Here is a 16,896-nt window from a genome sequence, read left to right as displayed (position 1 = left end):
CGCGCGCGTGGCGTGGCGGCGCGCCGCATCAGAACCGGTAGTTCGCGAGCACTTCGAGCCGCCGGTCGTTGCCGAGCAGATACTGCGTCTCGTTGTAGTACGCGGACTGCACGTAGCGACGGTTGAACACGTTGTACGCGCGGGCGGTGATCGTCGTGTCCTTGCGCGGCCGCCACGCGAGGCCCAGGTCGACGGTCGTGTACGACGGCATCACGAGCTGGTTCGCGGTATCGGCGAACCGCTTGCCGACGTACCTGACGCCCGCGATGCCCGTCCAGTCCGGCGCGAAGCGCCAGCTCACCCACAGGTTCGCCAGACGCTGCGGTACCGACACCGGCACGTTGCCCGCGCGCGATACGGTCGCGCCGCCGGACGACTGCTGGAAATCGTCGTATTTGGCGCGCAGGATCGACACGTTCGCATCGACGCGCCAGTCCTTCGCGATCTCCGCACCGACCGTCGCCTCCAGCCCGCGCGACGACTGCTGGCCGACCTGGATCGACTGGTTCGGGTTCGCCGGGTCGGCCGTCAGGAGATTGCTCTTCACGATCCGGTACGCGGCCAGCGTCCATTCCGCCTTGCCGTCGAGGAACGACTGCTTCACGCCGATCTCGATCTGGCGGCCGGTCGCGAGCGTGAAGTTCGCCTTCGACGCATTCAGCGACAGCAGCGAGCTGACCGGATCGGCCGCGACCGAATACTGGCCGTACACGGCGAGACCGGGCCGCACGTCGTACACGGTGCCGACGCGCCAGCCCGTGTTCGCGAACACCTTCGTGAATGCGCCGCCGTTCACGAGATCGTCGCGGTTCACGCTCGCATGGTCGTAGCGCAGCCCGCCGATCACCGACCAGCGCGGCGTGATCGCGAGCCGGTTCTCCGCGAACAGCGCGTACTGGTTCGACTGGCTGCGGTACTTCGGAAACGTACCGGCCGTATTGATGAAACCGCCCGGATCGAAGTCGAACGGATCGACCGTCGACGTGCCCGAATACGGCGAGTTGTTGTCGTGCTGGAACGTCGTGTGGTTGAACTCGACGCCCGCCGAAAACGTGTTGCGCATCCCGAACAACGCGCTGCCGACGGTGGCCGTCGTCACGTTGCCGTATTGCTCCTGATCATGAAAGATCTCGGTGTAGCTGCTGCGCCGCACTTGCGCGCTCGACGGCACGTACGTGTAGTACTCCGCATCCTTCCAGTGACGATTGCTCTTCATCCGGTACAGCGTGCTCGTCACGTTCAGGCCGTCGCTCGGCTGCCAGTTCGCCGACACGGTGGCCCAGCTGTCGCGGAACGCGATGTCGGCGTCGCCGACGTTGTAGTTCTTCTCGTCGAGCGCGCGATCGCGCGCACCGCCGACGAGCGGCGCGCCGAAATACCGCATCGGATGCTGGAAGCCTTGCGCGTACGACGCCGTCACGTACAGGTCGGGCGTCACGTCGTAGCGCAGCGCGCCCGAGACCGACAGGTTGCGCGAGTCGCCGCGATCGACCCAGTTCGACGAGCGGTTGCCGCTGATGTCGAAGCGGTACGACAGCTTGTCGTCGATCGCGCCGCCGCTGCCGAACGCGGCGCGCGCCGTGCCTTCGGTGCCGCCGCCGACCTGCAGCTCGTTGCGGATCGGCGTGCGCGTCGGCTTCTTCGGCACGATGTTGACCACGCCGCCGATCGCGCCTTCGCCGTAGATCACCGAGGCGGGGCCGCGCAGCACGTCGATATGGTCGACCGACCACGTGTCGAACGGGAACGTGACGCCGATCGCGCCGTACGGGCGCACGCCGTCATAGAGCTGCGTGACCGACGACGCGCCGACGAAGCCGCGCGCGGCGAGTTCCGAATTGCCGTTGCCGGGATGCGGCGACGCGCTGATGCCGGCGGCGCGGCTTACTGCGTCGACGATCGAACTGTCGCCGCGCGTGTCGAGGGTGGCGCGGCGGATCTGCTCGACGCTCGCGGGCGTTTCGAGCGGCGACAGCCCGAGATGGCTGCCGGTGTCGAGCGGTTGCGTCAGTGCGGGCGCCTTCTGCGCGTCGACGCGAATCGGTGCGAGCGTGGCGCCGGCTTCGTCGACGCCGCTTTTCTGTGCGTGTGCGTGCCCGCCCGGCGAGAGCGCCGCGAGAACGGCAGCGGGCAGCATCGATCTGAACTTCATCGTTTCGGTTTCCTTCGAATGGGGGAGGCGCTTGCATCGATCACGCTGCGGCCGGCGCCGCGCGGCCGAACAGCAGCCGGTCGAGCAGCCAGACCGCGACGAGCGTCAACCCCATCAGCGGGAACACGATGCCGAGCAGCACGAGCCCGGCGATCCAGCCGCGCATCGGCGGCGTGCCGCGTTCGCGCGACGGTGCGCCCAGCTTCCCGGCCGGGCGGCGTTTCCACCACATCACGGTGCCCGTGACGGCCATCGCGGCCAGCCCGAGCGACAACACTGCGCAAAGGATCTGGTTCGCGAGCCCGAAATAACGGCCCATGTGCAGCGACGTGCCGTACGACACGGCTTTCGATACCGCGCCGTAGTCGCCGTAGCGGATGTCCTTCAGGACGGCGCCGCTGTACTGGTCGACGTAGATCGTGCGTTCGGCCTTCGGGTCGGCCGGAAAGTACGACGCGGTGAACACGCCATCCGCGCCGGACGGCAACGCGAGCGTGTAGCCGCTCGTCACGCCGAGCCCGGCGACGATCGCGATCGCGCGGGCCAGCGGCAGCGGCGCAGGGGCCGGCGCCGACGCCGACGGCGAATGCGGCACGGGCACGTTGCCGACCGCCCACGGCGTTTGCGGCAACGGCAGGTCGTCCATCACCATTCCCGGCATCGATTCGCCGGAATCGTGGTGATGGCCGGACGACATGGCCGGCTGCGCAGGCGCGTGCCCGGCCGTCACGGCGGCACCCGGGCGCGTCGAGCGGATCGACCCGCCGCCCCACGCGCCTTCCGGCGCACCGAGGTTCACGGTCGCGGCGAGCGCCTTGAAATTCTTGCCCCACGAGCCCGACCACGGCAGCCCCGTCAGGATGAACGCGACCGTGCCGGCCGCGAGCCAGATGCCGGCCGACGCGTGAATGCTCTTCCACAGCGGCCGGCCGCGCAGCGACAGGTCGGGCCGCAGCGCGCGCCCGACGCGGGCCGTCCCGCGCGGCCACCACAGCGCGACGCCGGTGCCGATCATCACGAAGGTCCAGCAGGCGGCGAGCTCCATCAGCAACTCGCCGGTCTTGCCGAGCAGCAGCTTGCGATGCAGCATCCGGTCGATCTGCATGAAGCGGTTCTCGACGCTCAGCGTGCCGAGCACGCTGCCGTCGTACGGGTTCACGTACACGCTCTCGCGGCTGCCGTCGCGCAGCCGGAATACGTACTCGGCGCTGCGGTCCGGCGCGGTGGCGACCTGCACGGACACCGGCGTGGCGCCGGCCGGCATCACGGTGCGTGCGCGGGCGAGCAGCGTGTCGGCATCGAGCCGCGGCGTCGCGCGCGGTTCGACGACCAGCCGGTGCGGATACAGCAGCGGTTCGATCTGCGGCTGGAAGCAGTAGAGCGTGCCCGTGATCGCGAGGATCACGAGGAACGGCATCACGAACAGGCCGGCGTAGAAATGCCAGCGCCAGAGCGTCCGGTAACCGGCGCTGGCGGAACGGGCGGGCGAGATGGCCCGATCGACGGTGGTCGACATGGTGTGAACTCCTCGGGTGCGTCGAGCGGCGCGACCGGCGCGGGCCGGCTGCGGTCGACGTGCGTCGCACCCGCATGCGTGCATCGCCGCGACAGGCGGCGCGGCGCGCTGCGCAAACGGTGCGCAGGGCGGCGTCGCCCGCGCGATGCGGGCATTCGGGTGAACGCGTGAATCAGGTCAGGGCGAAACGAACGGCGTGAACGCGCATGCACGTCGACGTGCGCGCGTCACGGGGCAAAACGTTCAGCAGAACAGAGGAGGAGCGCGGGAGGGCGGGCGATCGTCGCATATCGATCGCACGAATGGAAGACCGTCGAAGCGAATGAAGAAGCGCCGCGGCGGCGCCGCGGGAAACAGCAGCACCAGCAGCACGAACGACGCGAGCGCGGTGAACAGTGCGGCGCCGAACGCGCACAGGCTGTCGCCGTTGTCGGAGGACGCCGCCTGGTCGGCATGCGCGTCATGCTTCAGTGCATCGGCGAGCGCGCGCGCATCGTTGGCCGGTGTGATCGGCGCGCCCGCATCGAAGCGGGCGGCCAGCGCGGCGCCGGTGACGATCAGCGGGCCGCGGCCCGAACACAGCACCACCGAGCCCGCATCCGGACCGTCCGGATTGAGCATCACGGCGCCCGACATCAGCGCGCGGGACAGCAGCGTCACGAGGAGGAACCCCCACAGCCACCGTCGCGCGACGCCTGGCCGGAGCAGGAAGCGGCGAAGTGCGTTCATGGCGCGCGATTGTACCTCCGTTTACGTGGAGGGGCGGTCGGGGCGCGAGTGTGTGGGGTGGGTTGGATTGCCGCAACGGCCGTGCGCGACGCGCGATCCGTTGCACCGGTTCACACCGGATAGGCGTCGTCGACCTTCAGGTTCGCGAGCCGGAACAGCGTGCGCAGCGTCTGCGGATGAATGTCGCGGTGCGCGGCGAGCGACGTCAGCATGAAGTCGAGCACCTTCGCGTAGCGGAGCAGTACGAGGCAGCGCGCGAGATCGGGCGCGCGGCCGCGCATGTCTTCGGCGAGCGTGACCATTTGCGTCGACAGCGTGCGCGCCATCTCGAGTTCCATCTGCTGTTTTTCGGTCCAGTCGGGCAGCGGCTGTTCGAGCACCTTCGCGAGGAAGAGCTGGAACGACGAGTCGGACGAGTTGGGCTGCGCATCCATGAAGAGCCTCGTTGCGTGTGCGTATCGTACGGGCGTATCCGCGGACGCGCCCGAGGGTGGATTCATGTCCGCGCGGTCCCCGCGCGCGGCCTCTGCCCGAACGGAATGCATATTCCGTACCAGCGCCGCCGGACGATTGTTGAGCAATGTTGAGCCGCGCTCCGCCGTCGGTCGGCGAGTCCCGCCGGGACTGGATCGCGCAGGCGGTCGAGGAGGGTGTCTATGGGCGCGAGGTGCGCCGCGTCGGGCGCCCGACGCGGCGTGACGGCGCGAAATGCTTCACGGATGTAACGTAACGCGGGCCTCGGGCGCGTCGCGCGTTTGCGCCGGCGAACGGCCGGAACGACGCGTGCCGCGTGGTCCGGCCGCGCCCGCCGTGCGTCCGCCGACGGAAAACGGCTGCGCGGAACGTGCGCTGTCGCATCGCGCGGACCGGCGGCGAGCACGCCGGTTGTTTCAAAACAGAGACGGTCCGGCGGCGGCCGATCGGTTGCGTGGTCATCCAACTGGCCCAGCGATCGGCCGCACAATTGTCCATGGGCAGACGGCGCAGGTTTGCCAACAATCTCCGAATCGTCCCCGCGAGATACGACATGAGCGCCCATACCTTCTTCTCGGCCAACCTGCTGCTTGCCTACACGGCCTATTTCATCGGCACGGCCAGCCCCGGGCCGAGCAATCTCGCGATCATGTCGGTCGCCGCGACCCAGGGCCGCAAGGCGGCGCTCGCGTTCGCGCTTGGCGTGATTTCGGGGTCGATGTTCTGGGCGACGATCGCGGCGCTCGGCATATCGGCCGCGCTGCTCGCGTGGTCGAAGCTGCTGGTCGCGATCAAGGTCTTCGGCGGGCTGTACCTGCTGTGGCTCGCGTTCAAGTCGGCGCGCACGGCGCTGTCGGGGCCGCCGGCGGCATCGGCGAGCGAGGCCCGCGAGCAGCGGCTGTCGCGCTTCTACGTGCGCGGCGCGATGCTGCACCTGACCAATCCGAAGGCGATTCTCGTGTGGGTGTCGATCGTCGCGCTGTCGTCGAACGGCGCGGGCGGCGCGCACGGCGCCGTCGTCCCGGGCTGCCTCGCGATCGGCTGCATGGTGTTCGGCGGCTATGCGCTGGTGTTCTCGATGGACGGTGCGCGGCGGCTGTACGTGCGCGGCCGTCGCGCGATGGAAGCGTGCCTGGCCGTGGTGTTCGGCGTCGCGGGCATTCGGCTGCTGGCGACGAACGTCTAGCAGCGCGACGCATGCCGGAAGCGCCCCGCCGCGGCGGCGTGCGACGGGGGCCCCGGCATCGACCGGGACGGCTTCAGAAAATGAAGCCGGTATTGATGAACTTCGAGTGGTGATCCGACACGATCGAGTCGAGCAGTTGCTTGCTGCCGTCGGTCTGCTTCGCCGCGACCATCGAGCGGATCGAGAACGCGCGCAGCGCATCGCTCACCGACAGCGTGCCTTCGGCCGAATCCTTGCGTCCCGCGAACGGGAACACGTCGGGCCCGCGCTGGCACTGGCAATTGATGTTCACGCGGCACACCTGGTTCACGAGCGGATCGACGAGCGCGCCGATCTGCGCCGGATCGGAACCGAAGATGCTGACCTGCTGGCCGTGATCCGACGTCGTCACGTAGTCGAGCGCGGTTTCCACGTCGTCGAACGGTGCGACCGGAATGATCGGCCCGAACTGCTCCTCGCGGTACAGCTTCATCCCTTCGGACACCGGATACACGACGGCCGGATAGAACAGCGTCTTGCTGAATTCCCCGCCCGAACGATTGACGACCTGCGCGCCCTTCGCCTTCGCGTCGTCGATCGCGTCGGTCATGTACGCGGTGCGATGCATGCCGGGCAGCGGCGTGATGCTGACGCCTTTTTCCCACGGCATGCCGATCTTCAGCTGTTCGAGCGCGGCGGTGAAGCGCTTCAGGAATTCGTCGACGATCGAGCGATGCACGAGCAGCATCTTCAGCGCGGTACAGCGCTGGCCGTTGAACGACAGCGCGCCGAGCAGGCACTCCTTCACGGTGAGGTCGAGATCGGCGTCGGGCAGCACGATCGCCGCATTCTTCGCGTCGAGGCCGAGGATCGCGCGCAGCCGGTGCGACTTCGGGTGCTGCTTCTTCAGGTGATCGGCCACCTTGCTCGACCCGATCAGCGCGAGCACGTTGATCTTGCCCGACGCGAGCATGTGCGGCACGACCACCGCGCCCGGCGCGTAGATCGTGTTGATCACGCCCTTCGGGAACGCGTCGCGGAACGCCTCGAGCAGCGGCTCGAACAGCAGCGTGCCGTACTGCGGCGGCTTGAACACCACGGTGTTGCCCATCAGCAGCGCCGGAATCAGCGTCGCGAACGTCTCGTTCAACGGATAGTTGTACGGGCCCATGCACAGCACGACGCCCAGCGGCGTGCGGCGGATCTGGCCGATCGTGCCTTCCGCGATCACGAAGCGCGAGTTCGCGTTGTCGAGCTCCTTCAGTGCGTCGATCGTCTGCGTCATGTAGGTGACGGTGCGGTCGAATTCCTTCTGCGAATCGGCGAGGCTCTTGCCGATCTCCCACATGATCAGGTTCACGACGAGTTCGCGCTGCGCGACCATCCGCTTGATGAAGTCCTGCATGCATGCAATGCGCTGCTCGACCTTCATCGTCGGCCATTCGCCGCGGCCCGCGTCGTACGCGCGCACCGCGGCGTCGAGCGCCGCGTCGCTTTCCGTTTCGCCCATCACCGGGTAGCTGCCGATCTCGACCTGCTCGACGCTGCCGTCCGCCTGGCGCACGCACACCGGGGACAGCACGGTCTTGGTTGCGCCGTCCCACGGCCGCAATTCGCCGTCGACGAGCGACACGCGCTGGTGAATCGGCGAAGCCAGCCGGAATTCGGCGGGGATGTCCTGTAAGGCGGGAAACAGGTGCTGCAGGGAGGCGGAATCGGGCATGACGGTCTCGTTTGACGGGGTGTCCGGGAAGGACGGGCGATGCGAATCCTGAACTGAACGGTCCTCGATCCTGAATCGGCATCATGACGCGCCGGCGACGGCGCGTCACGCGCGAATAGCGTCGATTCAGCGAATGGAACCAGTTCCATTTAAAAGGAACGCCGCAGCGAATGCAACATGGGGGCAAGCGCGCCGCAATGACCGTAAGCATTCGGAAAGAATGTGTCCAAATCCCCGGTATAACGGCCGCGGTGCAAGCGCAAACGTTTTACTTGGGCCGAATTGAGCGGATAATGGCGCAGCGCGGCGAGGAAAAAAACGCAGTGAGCCTGAGAGCAGACGTAGTGAAGAACGGACGAAGATCCGCTGCGCTGCCGATACGAGGTCGGCTGCCCGGAGCGCCGGGTCGGGGTTGCCCGGTCCGGCGCGCACCGGACCGTCGAATCCGCCCCGTCTGCTCGACCCGATCCTTCGTGATCCTCTCCAGTTTCCCCGTCGTCGTATCCCGACTCCCGCCTGTTATCGATCGTTGCCGCATGAGGCGGTTGATTCTAATCTTTCGTTTACATTACGAATCAAGCCACTCGATGGCCCAAAACAGAAAGGTATTCGTCAGGAATGCAGAGCGCCATGCGCGCTTGCGTTGTGGACAGGCGACACGTTTAAAATTAACTAAAAACACGAATCATTCTCGTTTATTATTTCGCCGCATTACGAGCCGTGACGGGATGTCACGGCTTTTTTCGTGTCGGCGGCGCCGGCCGGCAGCGATCCGCGCCGGCCGTTCGCCACTCGGCCTGCGCGACGGGGCGATCCTCCACGCGCATCGTCGTTTTCGCGAAAAGGGCTTGGCCGCTTCGCCGCGCGATGTGCGCGCGGGCCGGCGCGTTCTCGTTCGCCGTTTTCTTCACCACCTTCTACGTTCACGAACGTTCACGATGAAACTCAACACGAGCGCGTGCCATGCGCTTCTGATCGTCACGTCGCTGGCCGGCGCCCGCACTTCGTTTGCGCAGGCGGCCGACACCGCGGCGACCCTGCCCGCGATTTCCGTCAACGCAGCGGCCGAACATGCGTCGTACGACGGCGGCCATTCGCGCGCGGCGACCAAGACCGACATGTCGCTGATGGACGTGCCGCAGACGGTGAACGTCGTGCCGCACGCGGTGATCGAGGATCAGAACGCGACGTCGCTGCAGGACGCACTGCGCAACGTGCCGGGCGTCGGCTTCTCGGTCGGCGACGGCCAGCGCGACCAGATCACGATCCGCGGCTTCAACAGCATCACGGACCAGTACGTCGACGGCATTCGCGACGATGCGCTGTACTACCGCGACCTGTCGAACGTCGAGCGTGTCGAAGTGCTGAAGGGGCCGGCGGCCGTGCTGTACGGGCGCGGCTCGGCGGGCGGCATCGTGAACCGCGTGCTGAAGCGGCCGCAGGCGACGCCGGTGAACGACGTGGGCGTGACGCTCGGCACGCGCGGCGAGCGGCGCGGCGAATTCGACCTCGGCTGGAACCCGAACGACGCGGCGCGCTTCCGCGTGACCGGCGCGGCCGAGAATTCGAACAGCTTCCGCGACCAGTTCCAGCTCAACCGGCAGGCGATCGCGCCGTCCGCGCAGTTCAAGCTCGACCGCGACACGGTGCTGAACGTCGAATTCGACTACCTGCACGACCGCCGCACGTCCGATCAGGGCCTGCCCGCGTATCGCGGCCGGCCGGTCGACGTGCCGATCAACACGTACTACGGGTCGGCCGACGGGGGGAACAGTTCTTACAACGACGTCTCCGCGAAGAGCGCGACGGTGTCGCTCGATCACCGCTTCGACGATTCGCTGTCGTTCCACGGCGCGATCCGCGCGTACGACTTCTCGCTCGAGCGGAAGAACTACGTGACGTACGAGCCGATCAAGACGGCCGCGCACCCGGTCGTCACGCTCGACCAGTCGACGCGCCAGCGCACCGATCACGGCATCGACGGGCTGTTCGAGCTCACGCAGAAGACGTCGCTGTTCGGCATGCGTCACGAGCTGCTGTACGGGCTCGAGCTGTCGCAGCAGCAGAAGTTCGACACGATCTACGGCGTGACGAAGGTCGCGACCTACGATCTCTTCGATCCGCAGCCGGTCGTGCTGCCCGGCGTGCCGACCGGCGTGCGCGCGAAGACGAACGCGTCGACCGTCGTCGGGCTCGCGGGCGTCTACGCGCAGGACCTGATCTCGCTGACCGAACACTGGAAGGTGCTCGCGGGCCTGCGCTTCGACTACCTGAACCAGACCCGCCACGACTACACGTCGTCGAACGTCAATCTCGAGCGCACCGATCATGCGTGGAGCCCACGCGTCGGCCTGATCTACGAACCGCTCGACTGGCTCACGCTGTACGGATCGTTCAGCCAGTCGTTCTCGCCGCTGGCCGACACGCTGATCAGCTCCGGCGCGTTCTCGAACGGCGCCGCGCTCGCCCCGCAGAAGACCACCGCGTATGAGCTCGGCTCGCGCTTCGACCTCGGCGGCAAGGCCACGGCCAGCGTCGCGCTGTTCGACATGCGCCAGACCAACCAGCAGATCGGCGACCCGGCGAATCCCGGCTATGCGCTACCGATCGGCACGCAGCACGTGCGCGGGATGGAGCTCGGCTTCACCGGCGAGATCGCGCCGAAGTGGTCGGTGTATGCGGGGTACGCGTACCTGAACGGCACGGTGGACGGATCCGCGCAGTCGACCGCGGCCGGCCTCGCGGTGTCGAGCAACACGCCGGGGCTGATGCCGCGCCACAGCGCGAACCTGTGGCTCAAGCGCGAGCTGCCGTATGGCTTTTATGCGGCGGCCGGCATGCAGTTCCAGTCGGCGCGCTACACGTCGGCGAGCGATCTCGTCACGCTGCCGTCGTTCACGGTGTTCAACCTGGGCGCCGGCTATCGGAGCAAGAAGGTCGACGTGACGCTCACGCTCGACAACCTGTTCAATCGCCGCTACTTCATCGCCGCGCACGGCAACGCGGACCTGTACAACATGCCGGGCGATCCGCGCACGCTGACCGCCACGGTGAAGTGGCACATGTAACGCACGCGGTGCGCGACAATGCGGGTCTTCGTCACGACGACCCGCACCCGACTGCCCATGATCCGCCCCGCGATTGATGGATTCTCCATGGCCGGCCGCGCCCGCGCGCTGCTTTTATCGTTGCTGGCGTGCGGCCCGCTCGCGGCCGGTGCGCAGACGATCCCCGCGGATGCCGAGCCGGGTTGCCGGGCGGCGCATCTCGACCGGACGATCACGCTGTCGGGGCAATACGCGCTCGATTACGGCGACGAATCGCTCGGGTCGGACGTATGGTTCGAAGAGGACGACGCGTCGGCGCGGCGCTTGCCCGATCGCTCGCAACGCGCGGGCGTGATCGTTTTCACGAATCAACACGAGGCGAGACGCGGGCTGCGGCTGCCTGCCGCGCAGCCGCGCGGCGTGTGCCGGTTCGACGGGCGCGCGACGCTCGTGATCCGCGATCTGGAGACGGCGTGCCCGGGGCTGGAAACGCCCGATCGTGCGCGGCTGGTGAAGGTCGTGGCGGCCGACGCGCCGGCGCGGCACGCCTGCGGCGCCATCGCGCGATGACGCCGGCGCGACGGCGCCGTTACTCGACGTCCTCGTCCTCTTCGTCATCGGCGGCGTACGCGTCGCGCTCGGGCGCCGCATACGCGCTCGCCTGTTCGAGCAGCCAGCTGCGGAACGATTCCAGCGGCTTGCTGTGGCTGAACTCGGTCGGATACACGAGGTAATACGCCGAATCGCCGACGGTTGCCGCATCGCACGGCACGACGAGGCCGAGCTGCTGCAACTGTTCCTCGACGAAGAACTTCGGCACGAGCGCGACGCCGAGCCCGGCCGCGGCCGCGCTGATCAGCATCGTATGCAGTTCGTAGCGCACGCCCTGCATCGTGCGGATGTCCTCGACGCCATGCGTTTCGAACCACTGCGCCCATGCGCCGGGGCGCGTCGTCGAGTGCAGCAGCGGATACGCGAGCAGATCCTCGACGCGCTCGACCGGCCCGTCCAGCAGCGCCGGCGAGCAGATCGGCACGACTTCCTCGCCGAACAGGTAGTCGGACGACGTGCCGGGCCAGGTCGGCTTGCCGTAGTGGATCGCGGCTTCGAAGTGCGTGTCCTCGAACGAGAACAGGTCGGTGCGGCTGCCCATGTTCACGCGCACGTCGGGCGTGCGGTCGTAGAAGCTCTTGATGCGCGGGATCAGCCAGTGCGACGCGAAGGTCGGCAGCACCGCGAGCTCGAGGTAACCGCCGCCGCTGCCGTGCGCGATGATCGACAACGTGTCGCGGTCGAGCGTTTCCAGCGCGCGCCGTACTTGCGTGCCGTACAGCTTGCCGGCCCGCGTCAGCACGACGCGCTGCTTCACGCGCGCGAACAGCCGCACGCCGAGGCTCGCCTCCAGCGTCGCGATCTGCCGCGACACCGCGCTTTCGGTCAGGAACAGTTCCTTGGCCGCGTGCGTGAAGCTCTCGTGGCGGGCGGCGGCTTCGAAAGCCACGAGCGCGCCCATGTTGGGGATCTTGAATTTGCGCATGATGTCTGGGTCTGTCTGGATAGGGAGCACGCACCCGAAATTAAAAAATCATTCCACGGGAATGCCCGACATCGCCCGCAGGGCGGCGTCGCTCGTCGCTTGTCTGGCGCGACCAAACGGCGCTCCTCGCTCCTTGCCCTGCGCCCTAAGGACGCCCCTTGGGATGAGCGATGTCGGGCATTCGCACGTGTGTTCCCTCTCCAAACGGACCCTGCATTCCTCTGATAAAAAGGGCCGCCGCACGTGGGCGAAAGGCAGGCGAAGAACGGCTGATCATTCCAAAAACTCATCACGTATCAATTTAATCTCGCTTTACGCCCCGCTGCAACCCTTTGAATAATGCTTCCCGTGCAAGGCCAGGCGCCCGCAGGGCGGCCGGCCGACGAATGGCCGGCACGTTTGCCGGCGGGTCCCCCGAGACGAGAATCCTGATGCGCAATCCGAATATCGACAGCTTGCTGACGAAGCTGCTGGGACAGGCGAAGACCGACGCCCTGTTCTCGACCCTGAACATGCCGGCCATCCTCGAAGAATGGGAAGACGGCGTCGTGACGCGCGCGGAAATCGCGCAGGCGATGAACATGGCGCTGTTCGAAGGGCTGCTCGAGCGTTCGGCGAACGGCCGCGCGTACACGGCCGACACGATCGAGCGCGGCGGTTCGGTCTATTTCGACCACGGCGCGCTGCGCACGGTGCGCTGGCCGCACACGGGCGCGCTGCCGCCGGGCGAGGCCGCGTTCACGCGCATCCTGCGTCCGCTCGGCTTCCGCCTGAACGGCCGTTACCCGCTCGACAAGCTCGGCATGACTGGCCGGGCGTACGCGCATGAGGACGCGCCGGACGAAATCGCGCAGTTCTTCGTCAGCGAGCTGCATCCGGAGCGCTTCTCGAAGGAATTCCAGCAGGCCGTGACGAATGTCGTCAGCTCGTCGCGCGACCCGTTGTCGCCGGCGGCCGTCGCGCTGCTGTGGGAAGTCGAGCGCGAAGGCTGGCTGTCGCTGGACGACGCGCACGCGTTGCTGCCGGAAATCGTCGGCGCGTTCGCGCGCCAGCACGACCTGCCGAACGAGCTCGACTATGAAACGCTGCTGATGGAATCGGCGGAAATGGCGTGGATCGCGACCGAAGGCAACGCGTTCAACCACGCGACCGACCGCGTCGCCGACGTGTTCAAGCTGGCCGACGACGAGAAGGCGAAGGGTCGGCCGATGAAGCCGGAAGTCGAACGCTCGCGCTCGGGCCGCGTGTTCCAGACCGCCTATCGCGCGGATACCGTCGAACGCGAGTTCCGCACCCGCGACGGCGGCACGGTGAAACGCAACGTGCCGGGTTCGTTCTACGAGTTCATCACGCGCAAGCGCACGTTCGACCAGACGGCGCGCCGCTGGGTGACCGACCTGCGCTTCGACGCGGGCAACGCACAGGGCATCTTCAAGATGACGGCGAACGCGGCGAAGTAAGCGCGACGCGTCGCGCGCCGCATGCAAAAGCAGACGGGCCGGCGGCTGGTTTCAGCCGTCGGCCCGTTTTTCGTTCGTCGACGGGGCGTCGCGTGCGTCAGAAGAGGTGCGTGACCAGATAAAACAGCACCAGCAGCCCGATAGGCACGCCGAGCAGCCATGCGATCAGATATTTGCCCATGTCGTTGTCCTCCTCGTGGCCGCGACGCGGCGTGCGTCGCGGCGGGGTGAGACGACTGGCGCGTTACAGCTCGCGGTCGAATTCCTTCAACTGCTTCTCGGCTTCGTCGCGGGCAATGCCGTAACGCTCCTGGATCTTGCCGGCCAGATAATCGCGATTGCCTTCCGCGACCGCGAGATCGTCGTCGGTCAGCTTGCCCCACTTGGCCTTCAGCTTGCCGGTGAGCTGCTTCCACTGGCCCTTGATCTTGTCTTCGTTCATGGTGTGCTCCTTTCGTAAGGGGAGAAAAGTGCGGCACGCGGCCGCGTGATAGTTCAGGCCTTCGCCTTCAGGCCCGATGCGTCGACGTGCTTCACGCCCTTGATGGCGCGCGTCACGGCGACGGCCTTCTTCACGGCGACCTTCGTCGGCAACACGCCCGTGAGCGTGACGACGCCGTCCACCGTCTTCACGCTGATGTCGGTGCTCTTCACGCCATCGGTGGTCGCGAGTTCACTCTTCACCTTGGTCGTGATCCATGTGTCGGTCACCGGCTGGCTCGATTCGGTCGCCATGCCGCTGTCGGTCGACGAGGCCTGGGCGTGCGCGTTCGTGAGCGGGGCAGCGGAAAGGAGGAACGCCGCGCTGACGGCGAGCAGTGTCGAAAGGTGCGAGGTCTTGTTCATTGATGTTCTCCTTCGATTGGCGAGTGAAGCAACGGGTGAGCACGGATCGTTCCCGCGCGTTGCCGGGCCTCAGCGGGCGATCGGCGTGTCGTAGCCGGGCTCGCGCGGCGGCATGTCGGGCCGCGGCACGTCGGGCGGCAGCGGTACCGGCGGGTCGGTGCCGGGCGCCGGTTCGGGCGGATTGTCCGGGGGCGGTTCGGGCCGCGTCGGATCGGGTGTCTGATGCAGTTTCATCCAGATGTCCTCCTCTGCGGTATGAAAGGGCAGCGCATGGAGCGCCGATGCAGTACCAGCGTACCGACGCGAACGCGAGCGGACATCGCGCAAATTCACCTGATCGGCTAGTGCGTTTGCACCGGGGACGGAACGCAGCGGTGGAGCACGCGCGTGCACCATGTCCCGCGCAACGCCGCCGGACGGGTGCGCGGGCCGCGCCGCGACGTTCGGCGGGGCACCGCACGATCGCGAGCGGCGTGCGAATGTACTATTCGAGATAGTGCATCCGCGCCTGTCGGGCCGTTGCGCGGCAGGCGATCATCGCCGCACGCGCCGGCCGGGGCGTGCCACCGCAACGGGCGCTCGGCCGACGCCCGTATCGACGACAGGGACAACGATTCGATGAACGAACAAGTAGACGAACAGGCGCTCAAGTCGCATACCGACCGGCGTCAACTGCACCAGATCATCGCCGGGCTCACCGAGGGCGTGATCCTGATCGAGCCCGACCAGCGGATCGTCTGGGCGAACGAGGCCGCGCTCGCGATGCACGGCGTGACCGAGCTGAAGGCGCTCGGCGCGGACGTCACCGAATACCGCGAGCGATTCCGGCTGCGCTACCGGAACAACCATCCGGTGCGCGACGGCCACTATCCGATGGATCGCGTGATCGCCGGCGAGGAGTTCAGCGACGTGACGGTCGAGGTCGAATCGGCGGCCGACGAGTCGGTGAGCTGGGTTCACCGCATCCGCAGCCTGGTGCTGACGAACGCGGCCGGCGCACCCGATTGCCTCGCGCTCGTGCTGCACGACGCGACCGAATGGGCGAGCGCCGAGGAGCGCTTCGAGCGCACCTTCAACGCGAATCCGGCGCCGGCCGTGATCTGCCGGCTCGACGACTTGCGCTACGTGAAGGTCAACCAGGGCTTTCTCGACATGACGGGGTACGCGCGCGACGACGTGCTCGGCCGTTCGGTGTACGAGATCGACGTGCTCGAACAGGCCGAGCGGCGCGAGCTCGCGATCGAGCGGCTCGGCGAAGGCGCGACGATCCCGCAGATGGAAGCCGTGCTGAAGCTTGCCGACGGCAACACCAAGGCGGTGGTCGTCGCCGGGCAGCCGATCGACATGAACGGCGAGGCGTGCATGCTGTTCACGTTCATGGATCTCGAGCCGCGCAAGCAGGCCGAGCGCGCGCTGATGCAAAGCGAGGAGCGCTTCGCGACGGTGTTCCGGATGGCGCCGGTCGCGACCGCGATCGTCACGGCCGACCGCTTCGAGCTGCTCGACGTGAACGACGCGTTTGCCGCGCTGACGGGCCACGCACAAGGCGACCTGCTCGGCAAGTCCGCCGACGAGATCGGGCTGTGGGCCGAGCGCGGCGTGTGGTCGCGCGTCGAAGGTCGGCTCGCGCGCGACGGCAACGTGCGCAACGCCGACGTGCAGATCCGCACGCGCGACGGCGACGTGCGCGATTGCGTCGTGTCGGCGGACCCCGTCGCGATCCACGGGCGCGACTGCCTGCTCGTCGCGCTGCTCGACATCAGCGATCGCAAGCGGACCGAGATGGAGCTCGTCTATGCGATCGAGACCGCGATGCAGGATGCGTCGTGGTTCAGCCGCACGCTGATCGAGAAGCTCGCGAACGTGCGGCGCGCGAATGCGCCGGATGCGGGCGCGCAGCTGTCCGACCTGACCGCGCGCGAGCGCGACGTGTTCGACCTGCTGTGCCACGGCCTGGCCGACAAGGAGATCGCCGGCCGCCTCGGGCTTGCGCCGAACACCGTGCGCAATCACGTCGCGACGATCTACGCGAAGCTCGACGTGCATAGCCGCGGCGAGGCGATCGTCTGGGCGCGCGAGCGCGGGATCGTCGGCGCGGCCGAGGCGAACGGCGCGCGCGGCGACAAGGGCGGTGCGAAGGGCAAGGACTGACCGCGGCGGTACGAATGCACCAGGCGCACTGGTGCATCCGCATCTGCCGCCCGCGGCGCCGGCTTGCGATCCTGTCCACTCGGCGGCGGCGCGCAG

The 16,896-nt window shown here is 67.5% G+C and carries 14 protein-coding genes; 5 read left to right on the top strand and 9 right to left on the bottom strand.

Annotation, left to right across the window (positions count from 1 at the left end):
* Window positions 1–28 precede the first annotated feature (28 nt).
* From WS95_RS31610 to WS95_RS31595, 4 genes are all read right to left on the bottom strand, one after another.
* Window positions 29–2,152 carry a TonB-dependent receptor gene (locus tag WS95_RS31610; protein ID WP_059828096.1) on the bottom strand — a complete coding sequence of 708 codons (2,124 nt, stop codon included), beginning with the start codon at window positions 2,150–2,152 and terminating at the stop codon, window positions 29–31.
* A gap of 40 nt (window positions 2,153–2,192) precedes the next feature.
* The gene (locus WS95_RS31605; protein ID WP_059828094.1) at window positions 2,193–3,668 is read right to left on the bottom strand and encodes a PepSY-associated TM helix domain-containing protein; all 1,476 of its coding nucleotides are present in this window, start codon (window positions 3,666–3,668) and stop codon (window positions 2,193–2,195) included.
* 243 nt (window positions 3,669–3,911) lie between these two features.
* The gene (locus WS95_RS31600) at window positions 3,912–4,397 is read right to left on the bottom strand and encodes a hypothetical protein (protein ID WP_059828092.1); all 486 of its coding nucleotides are present in this window, start codon (window positions 4,395–4,397) and stop codon (window positions 3,912–3,914) included.
* Between the two features lie 110 nt (window positions 4,398–4,507).
* Window positions 4,508–4,831: a hypothetical protein gene (locus tag WS95_RS31595; protein WP_034205546.1), complete on the bottom strand. Its 324-nt coding sequence runs from the start codon at window positions 4,829–4,831 to the stop codon at window positions 4,508–4,510.
* 593 nt (window positions 4,832–5,424) lie between these two features.
* Here WS95_RS31595 and WS95_RS31590 point away from each other — a divergent pair.
* The gene (locus WS95_RS31590) at window positions 5,425–6,057 is read left to right on the top strand and encodes a LysE family translocator (protein WP_034205545.1); all 633 of its coding nucleotides are present in this window, start codon (window positions 5,425–5,427) and stop codon (window positions 6,055–6,057) included.
* Between the two features lie 73 nt (window positions 6,058–6,130).
* On the opposite strand, the gene WS95_RS31585 is transcribed toward WS95_RS31590, so the two are convergent.
* Window positions 6,131–7,759, bottom strand: a complete 1,629-nt coding sequence (locus WS95_RS31585; protein ID WP_059784728.1) for an NADP-dependent glyceraldehyde-3-phosphate dehydrogenase — start codon at window positions 7,757–7,759, stop codon at window positions 6,131–6,133.
* A gap of 938 nt (window positions 7,760–8,697) precedes the next feature.
* Here WS95_RS31585 and WS95_RS31575 point away from each other — a divergent pair.
* Window positions 8,698–10,827, top strand: coding sequence for a TonB-dependent receptor (locus WS95_RS31575; RefSeq protein WP_059828088.1), 2,130 nt, complete (start codon window positions 8,698–8,700; stop codon window positions 10,825–10,827).
* A gap of 87 nt (window positions 10,828–10,914) precedes the next feature.
* Window positions 10,915–11,376: a hypothetical protein gene (locus WS95_RS31570; protein ID WP_059828087.1), complete on the top strand. Its 462-nt coding sequence runs from the start codon at window positions 10,915–10,917 to the stop codon at window positions 11,374–11,376.
* A gap of 19 nt (window positions 11,377–11,395) precedes the next feature.
* Here the strand turns inward: WS95_RS31570 and WS95_RS31565 are convergent, their stop codons facing one another.
* Window positions 11,396–12,343: a LysR family transcriptional regulator gene (locus tag WS95_RS31565; protein WP_059828084.1), complete on the bottom strand. Its 948-nt coding sequence runs from the start codon at window positions 12,341–12,343 to the stop codon at window positions 11,396–11,398.
* Between the two features lie 431 nt (window positions 12,344–12,774).
* Here WS95_RS31565 and WS95_RS31560 point away from each other — a divergent pair, with 431 nt between their 5' ends.
* The gene (locus WS95_RS31560) at window positions 12,775–13,803 is read left to right on the top strand and encodes a DUF1338 domain-containing protein (protein WP_034205540.1); all 1,029 of its coding nucleotides are present in this window, start codon (window positions 12,775–12,777) and stop codon (window positions 13,801–13,803) included.
* 244 nt (window positions 13,804–14,047) lie between these two features.
* On the opposite strand, the gene WS95_RS31555 is transcribed toward WS95_RS31560, so the two are convergent.
* From WS95_RS31555 to WS95_RS35440, 3 genes are all read right to left on the bottom strand, one after another.
* Window positions 14,048–14,245, bottom strand: a complete 198-nt coding sequence (locus WS95_RS31555) for a CsbD family protein (protein ID WP_034205539.1) — start codon at window positions 14,243–14,245, stop codon at window positions 14,048–14,050.
* Between the two features lie 53 nt (window positions 14,246–14,298).
* Window positions 14,299–14,649: a BON domain-containing protein gene (locus WS95_RS31550; RefSeq protein ID WP_034205538.1), complete on the bottom strand. Its 351-nt coding sequence runs from the start codon at window positions 14,647–14,649 to the stop codon at window positions 14,299–14,301.
* Between the two features lie 69 nt (window positions 14,650–14,718).
* On the bottom strand, window positions 14,719–14,883 hold the full coding sequence (locus tag WS95_RS35440; RefSeq protein ID WP_179949047.1) for a hypothetical protein: 165 nt from the start codon (window positions 14,881–14,883) through the stop codon (window positions 14,719–14,721).
* A 384-nt stretch (window positions 14,884–15,267) separates the two neighbouring features.
* Here WS95_RS35440 and WS95_RS31545 point away from each other — a divergent pair, with 384 nt between their 5' ends.
* The gene (locus WS95_RS31545; RefSeq protein WP_059828082.1) at window positions 15,268–16,800 is read left to right on the top strand and encodes a helix-turn-helix transcriptional regulator; all 1,533 of its coding nucleotides are present in this window, start codon (window positions 15,268–15,270) and stop codon (window positions 16,798–16,800) included.
* The last annotated feature ends 96 nt before the right edge of the window (window positions 16,801–16,896 follow it).

Origin of the sequence: Burkholderia sp. MSMB1826 (genome assembly GCF_001526325.1) — a bacterium.
GTDB lineage: Bacteria > Pseudomonadota > Gammaproteobacteria > Burkholderiales > Burkholderiaceae > Burkholderia.
This window is presented reverse-complemented; position numbering and strand designations above follow the sequence as displayed.

Excerpts from the sequence above, each read along its gene's own strand:
- WS95_RS31605 (WP_059828094.1), bottom strand. The coding sequence starts at position 3,668 with ATGTCGACCACCGTCGATCGGGCCATCTCGCCCGCCCGTTCCGCCAGC.
- WS95_RS31560 (WP_034205540.1), top strand. The coding sequence starts at position 12,775 with ATGCGCAATCCGAATATCGACAGCTTGCTGACGAAGCTGCTGGGACAG.
- WS95_RS31550 (WP_034205538.1), bottom strand. The coding sequence starts at position 14,649 with ATGAACAAGACCTCGCACCTTTCGACACTGCTCGCCGTCAGCGCGGCG.
- WS95_RS31555 (WP_034205539.1), bottom strand. The coding sequence starts at position 14,245 with ATGAACGAAGACAAGATCAAGGGCCAGTGGAAGCAGCTCACCGGCAAG.
- WS95_RS31585 (WP_059784728.1), bottom strand. The coding sequence starts at position 7,759 with ATGCCCGATTCCGCCTCCCTGCAGCACCTGTTTCCCGCCTTACAGGAC.
- WS95_RS31610 (WP_059828096.1), bottom strand. The coding sequence starts at position 2,152 with ATGAAGTTCAGATCGATGCTGCCCGCTGCCGTTCTCGCGGCGCTCTCG.
- WS95_RS31545 (WP_059828082.1), top strand. The coding sequence starts at position 15,268 with ATGAACGAACAAGTAGACGAACAGGCGCTCAAGTCGCATACCGACCGG.
- WS95_RS31590 (WP_034205545.1), top strand. The coding sequence starts at position 5,425 with ATGAGCGCCCATACCTTCTTCTCGGCCAACCTGCTGCTTGCCTACACG.
- WS95_RS31575 (WP_059828088.1), top strand. The coding sequence starts at position 8,698 with ATGAAACTCAACACGAGCGCGTGCCATGCGCTTCTGATCGTCACGTCG.
- WS95_RS31600 (WP_059828092.1), bottom strand. The coding sequence starts at position 4,397 with ATGAACGCACTTCGCCGCTTCCTGCTCCGGCCAGGCGTCGCGCGACGG.
- WS95_RS31565 (WP_059828084.1), bottom strand. The coding sequence starts at position 12,343 with ATGCGCAAATTCAAGATCCCCAACATGGGCGCGCTCGTGGCTTTCGAA.
- WS95_RS35440 (WP_179949047.1), bottom strand. The coding sequence starts at position 14,883 with ATGAAACTGCATCAGACACCCGATCCGACGCGGCCCGAACCGCCCCCG.
- WS95_RS31570 (WP_059828087.1), top strand. The coding sequence starts at position 10,915 with ATGGCCGGCCGCGCCCGCGCGCTGCTTTTATCGTTGCTGGCGTGCGGC.
- WS95_RS31595 (WP_034205546.1), bottom strand. The coding sequence starts at position 4,831 with ATGGATGCGCAGCCCAACTCGTCCGACTCGTCGTTCCAGCTCTTCCTC.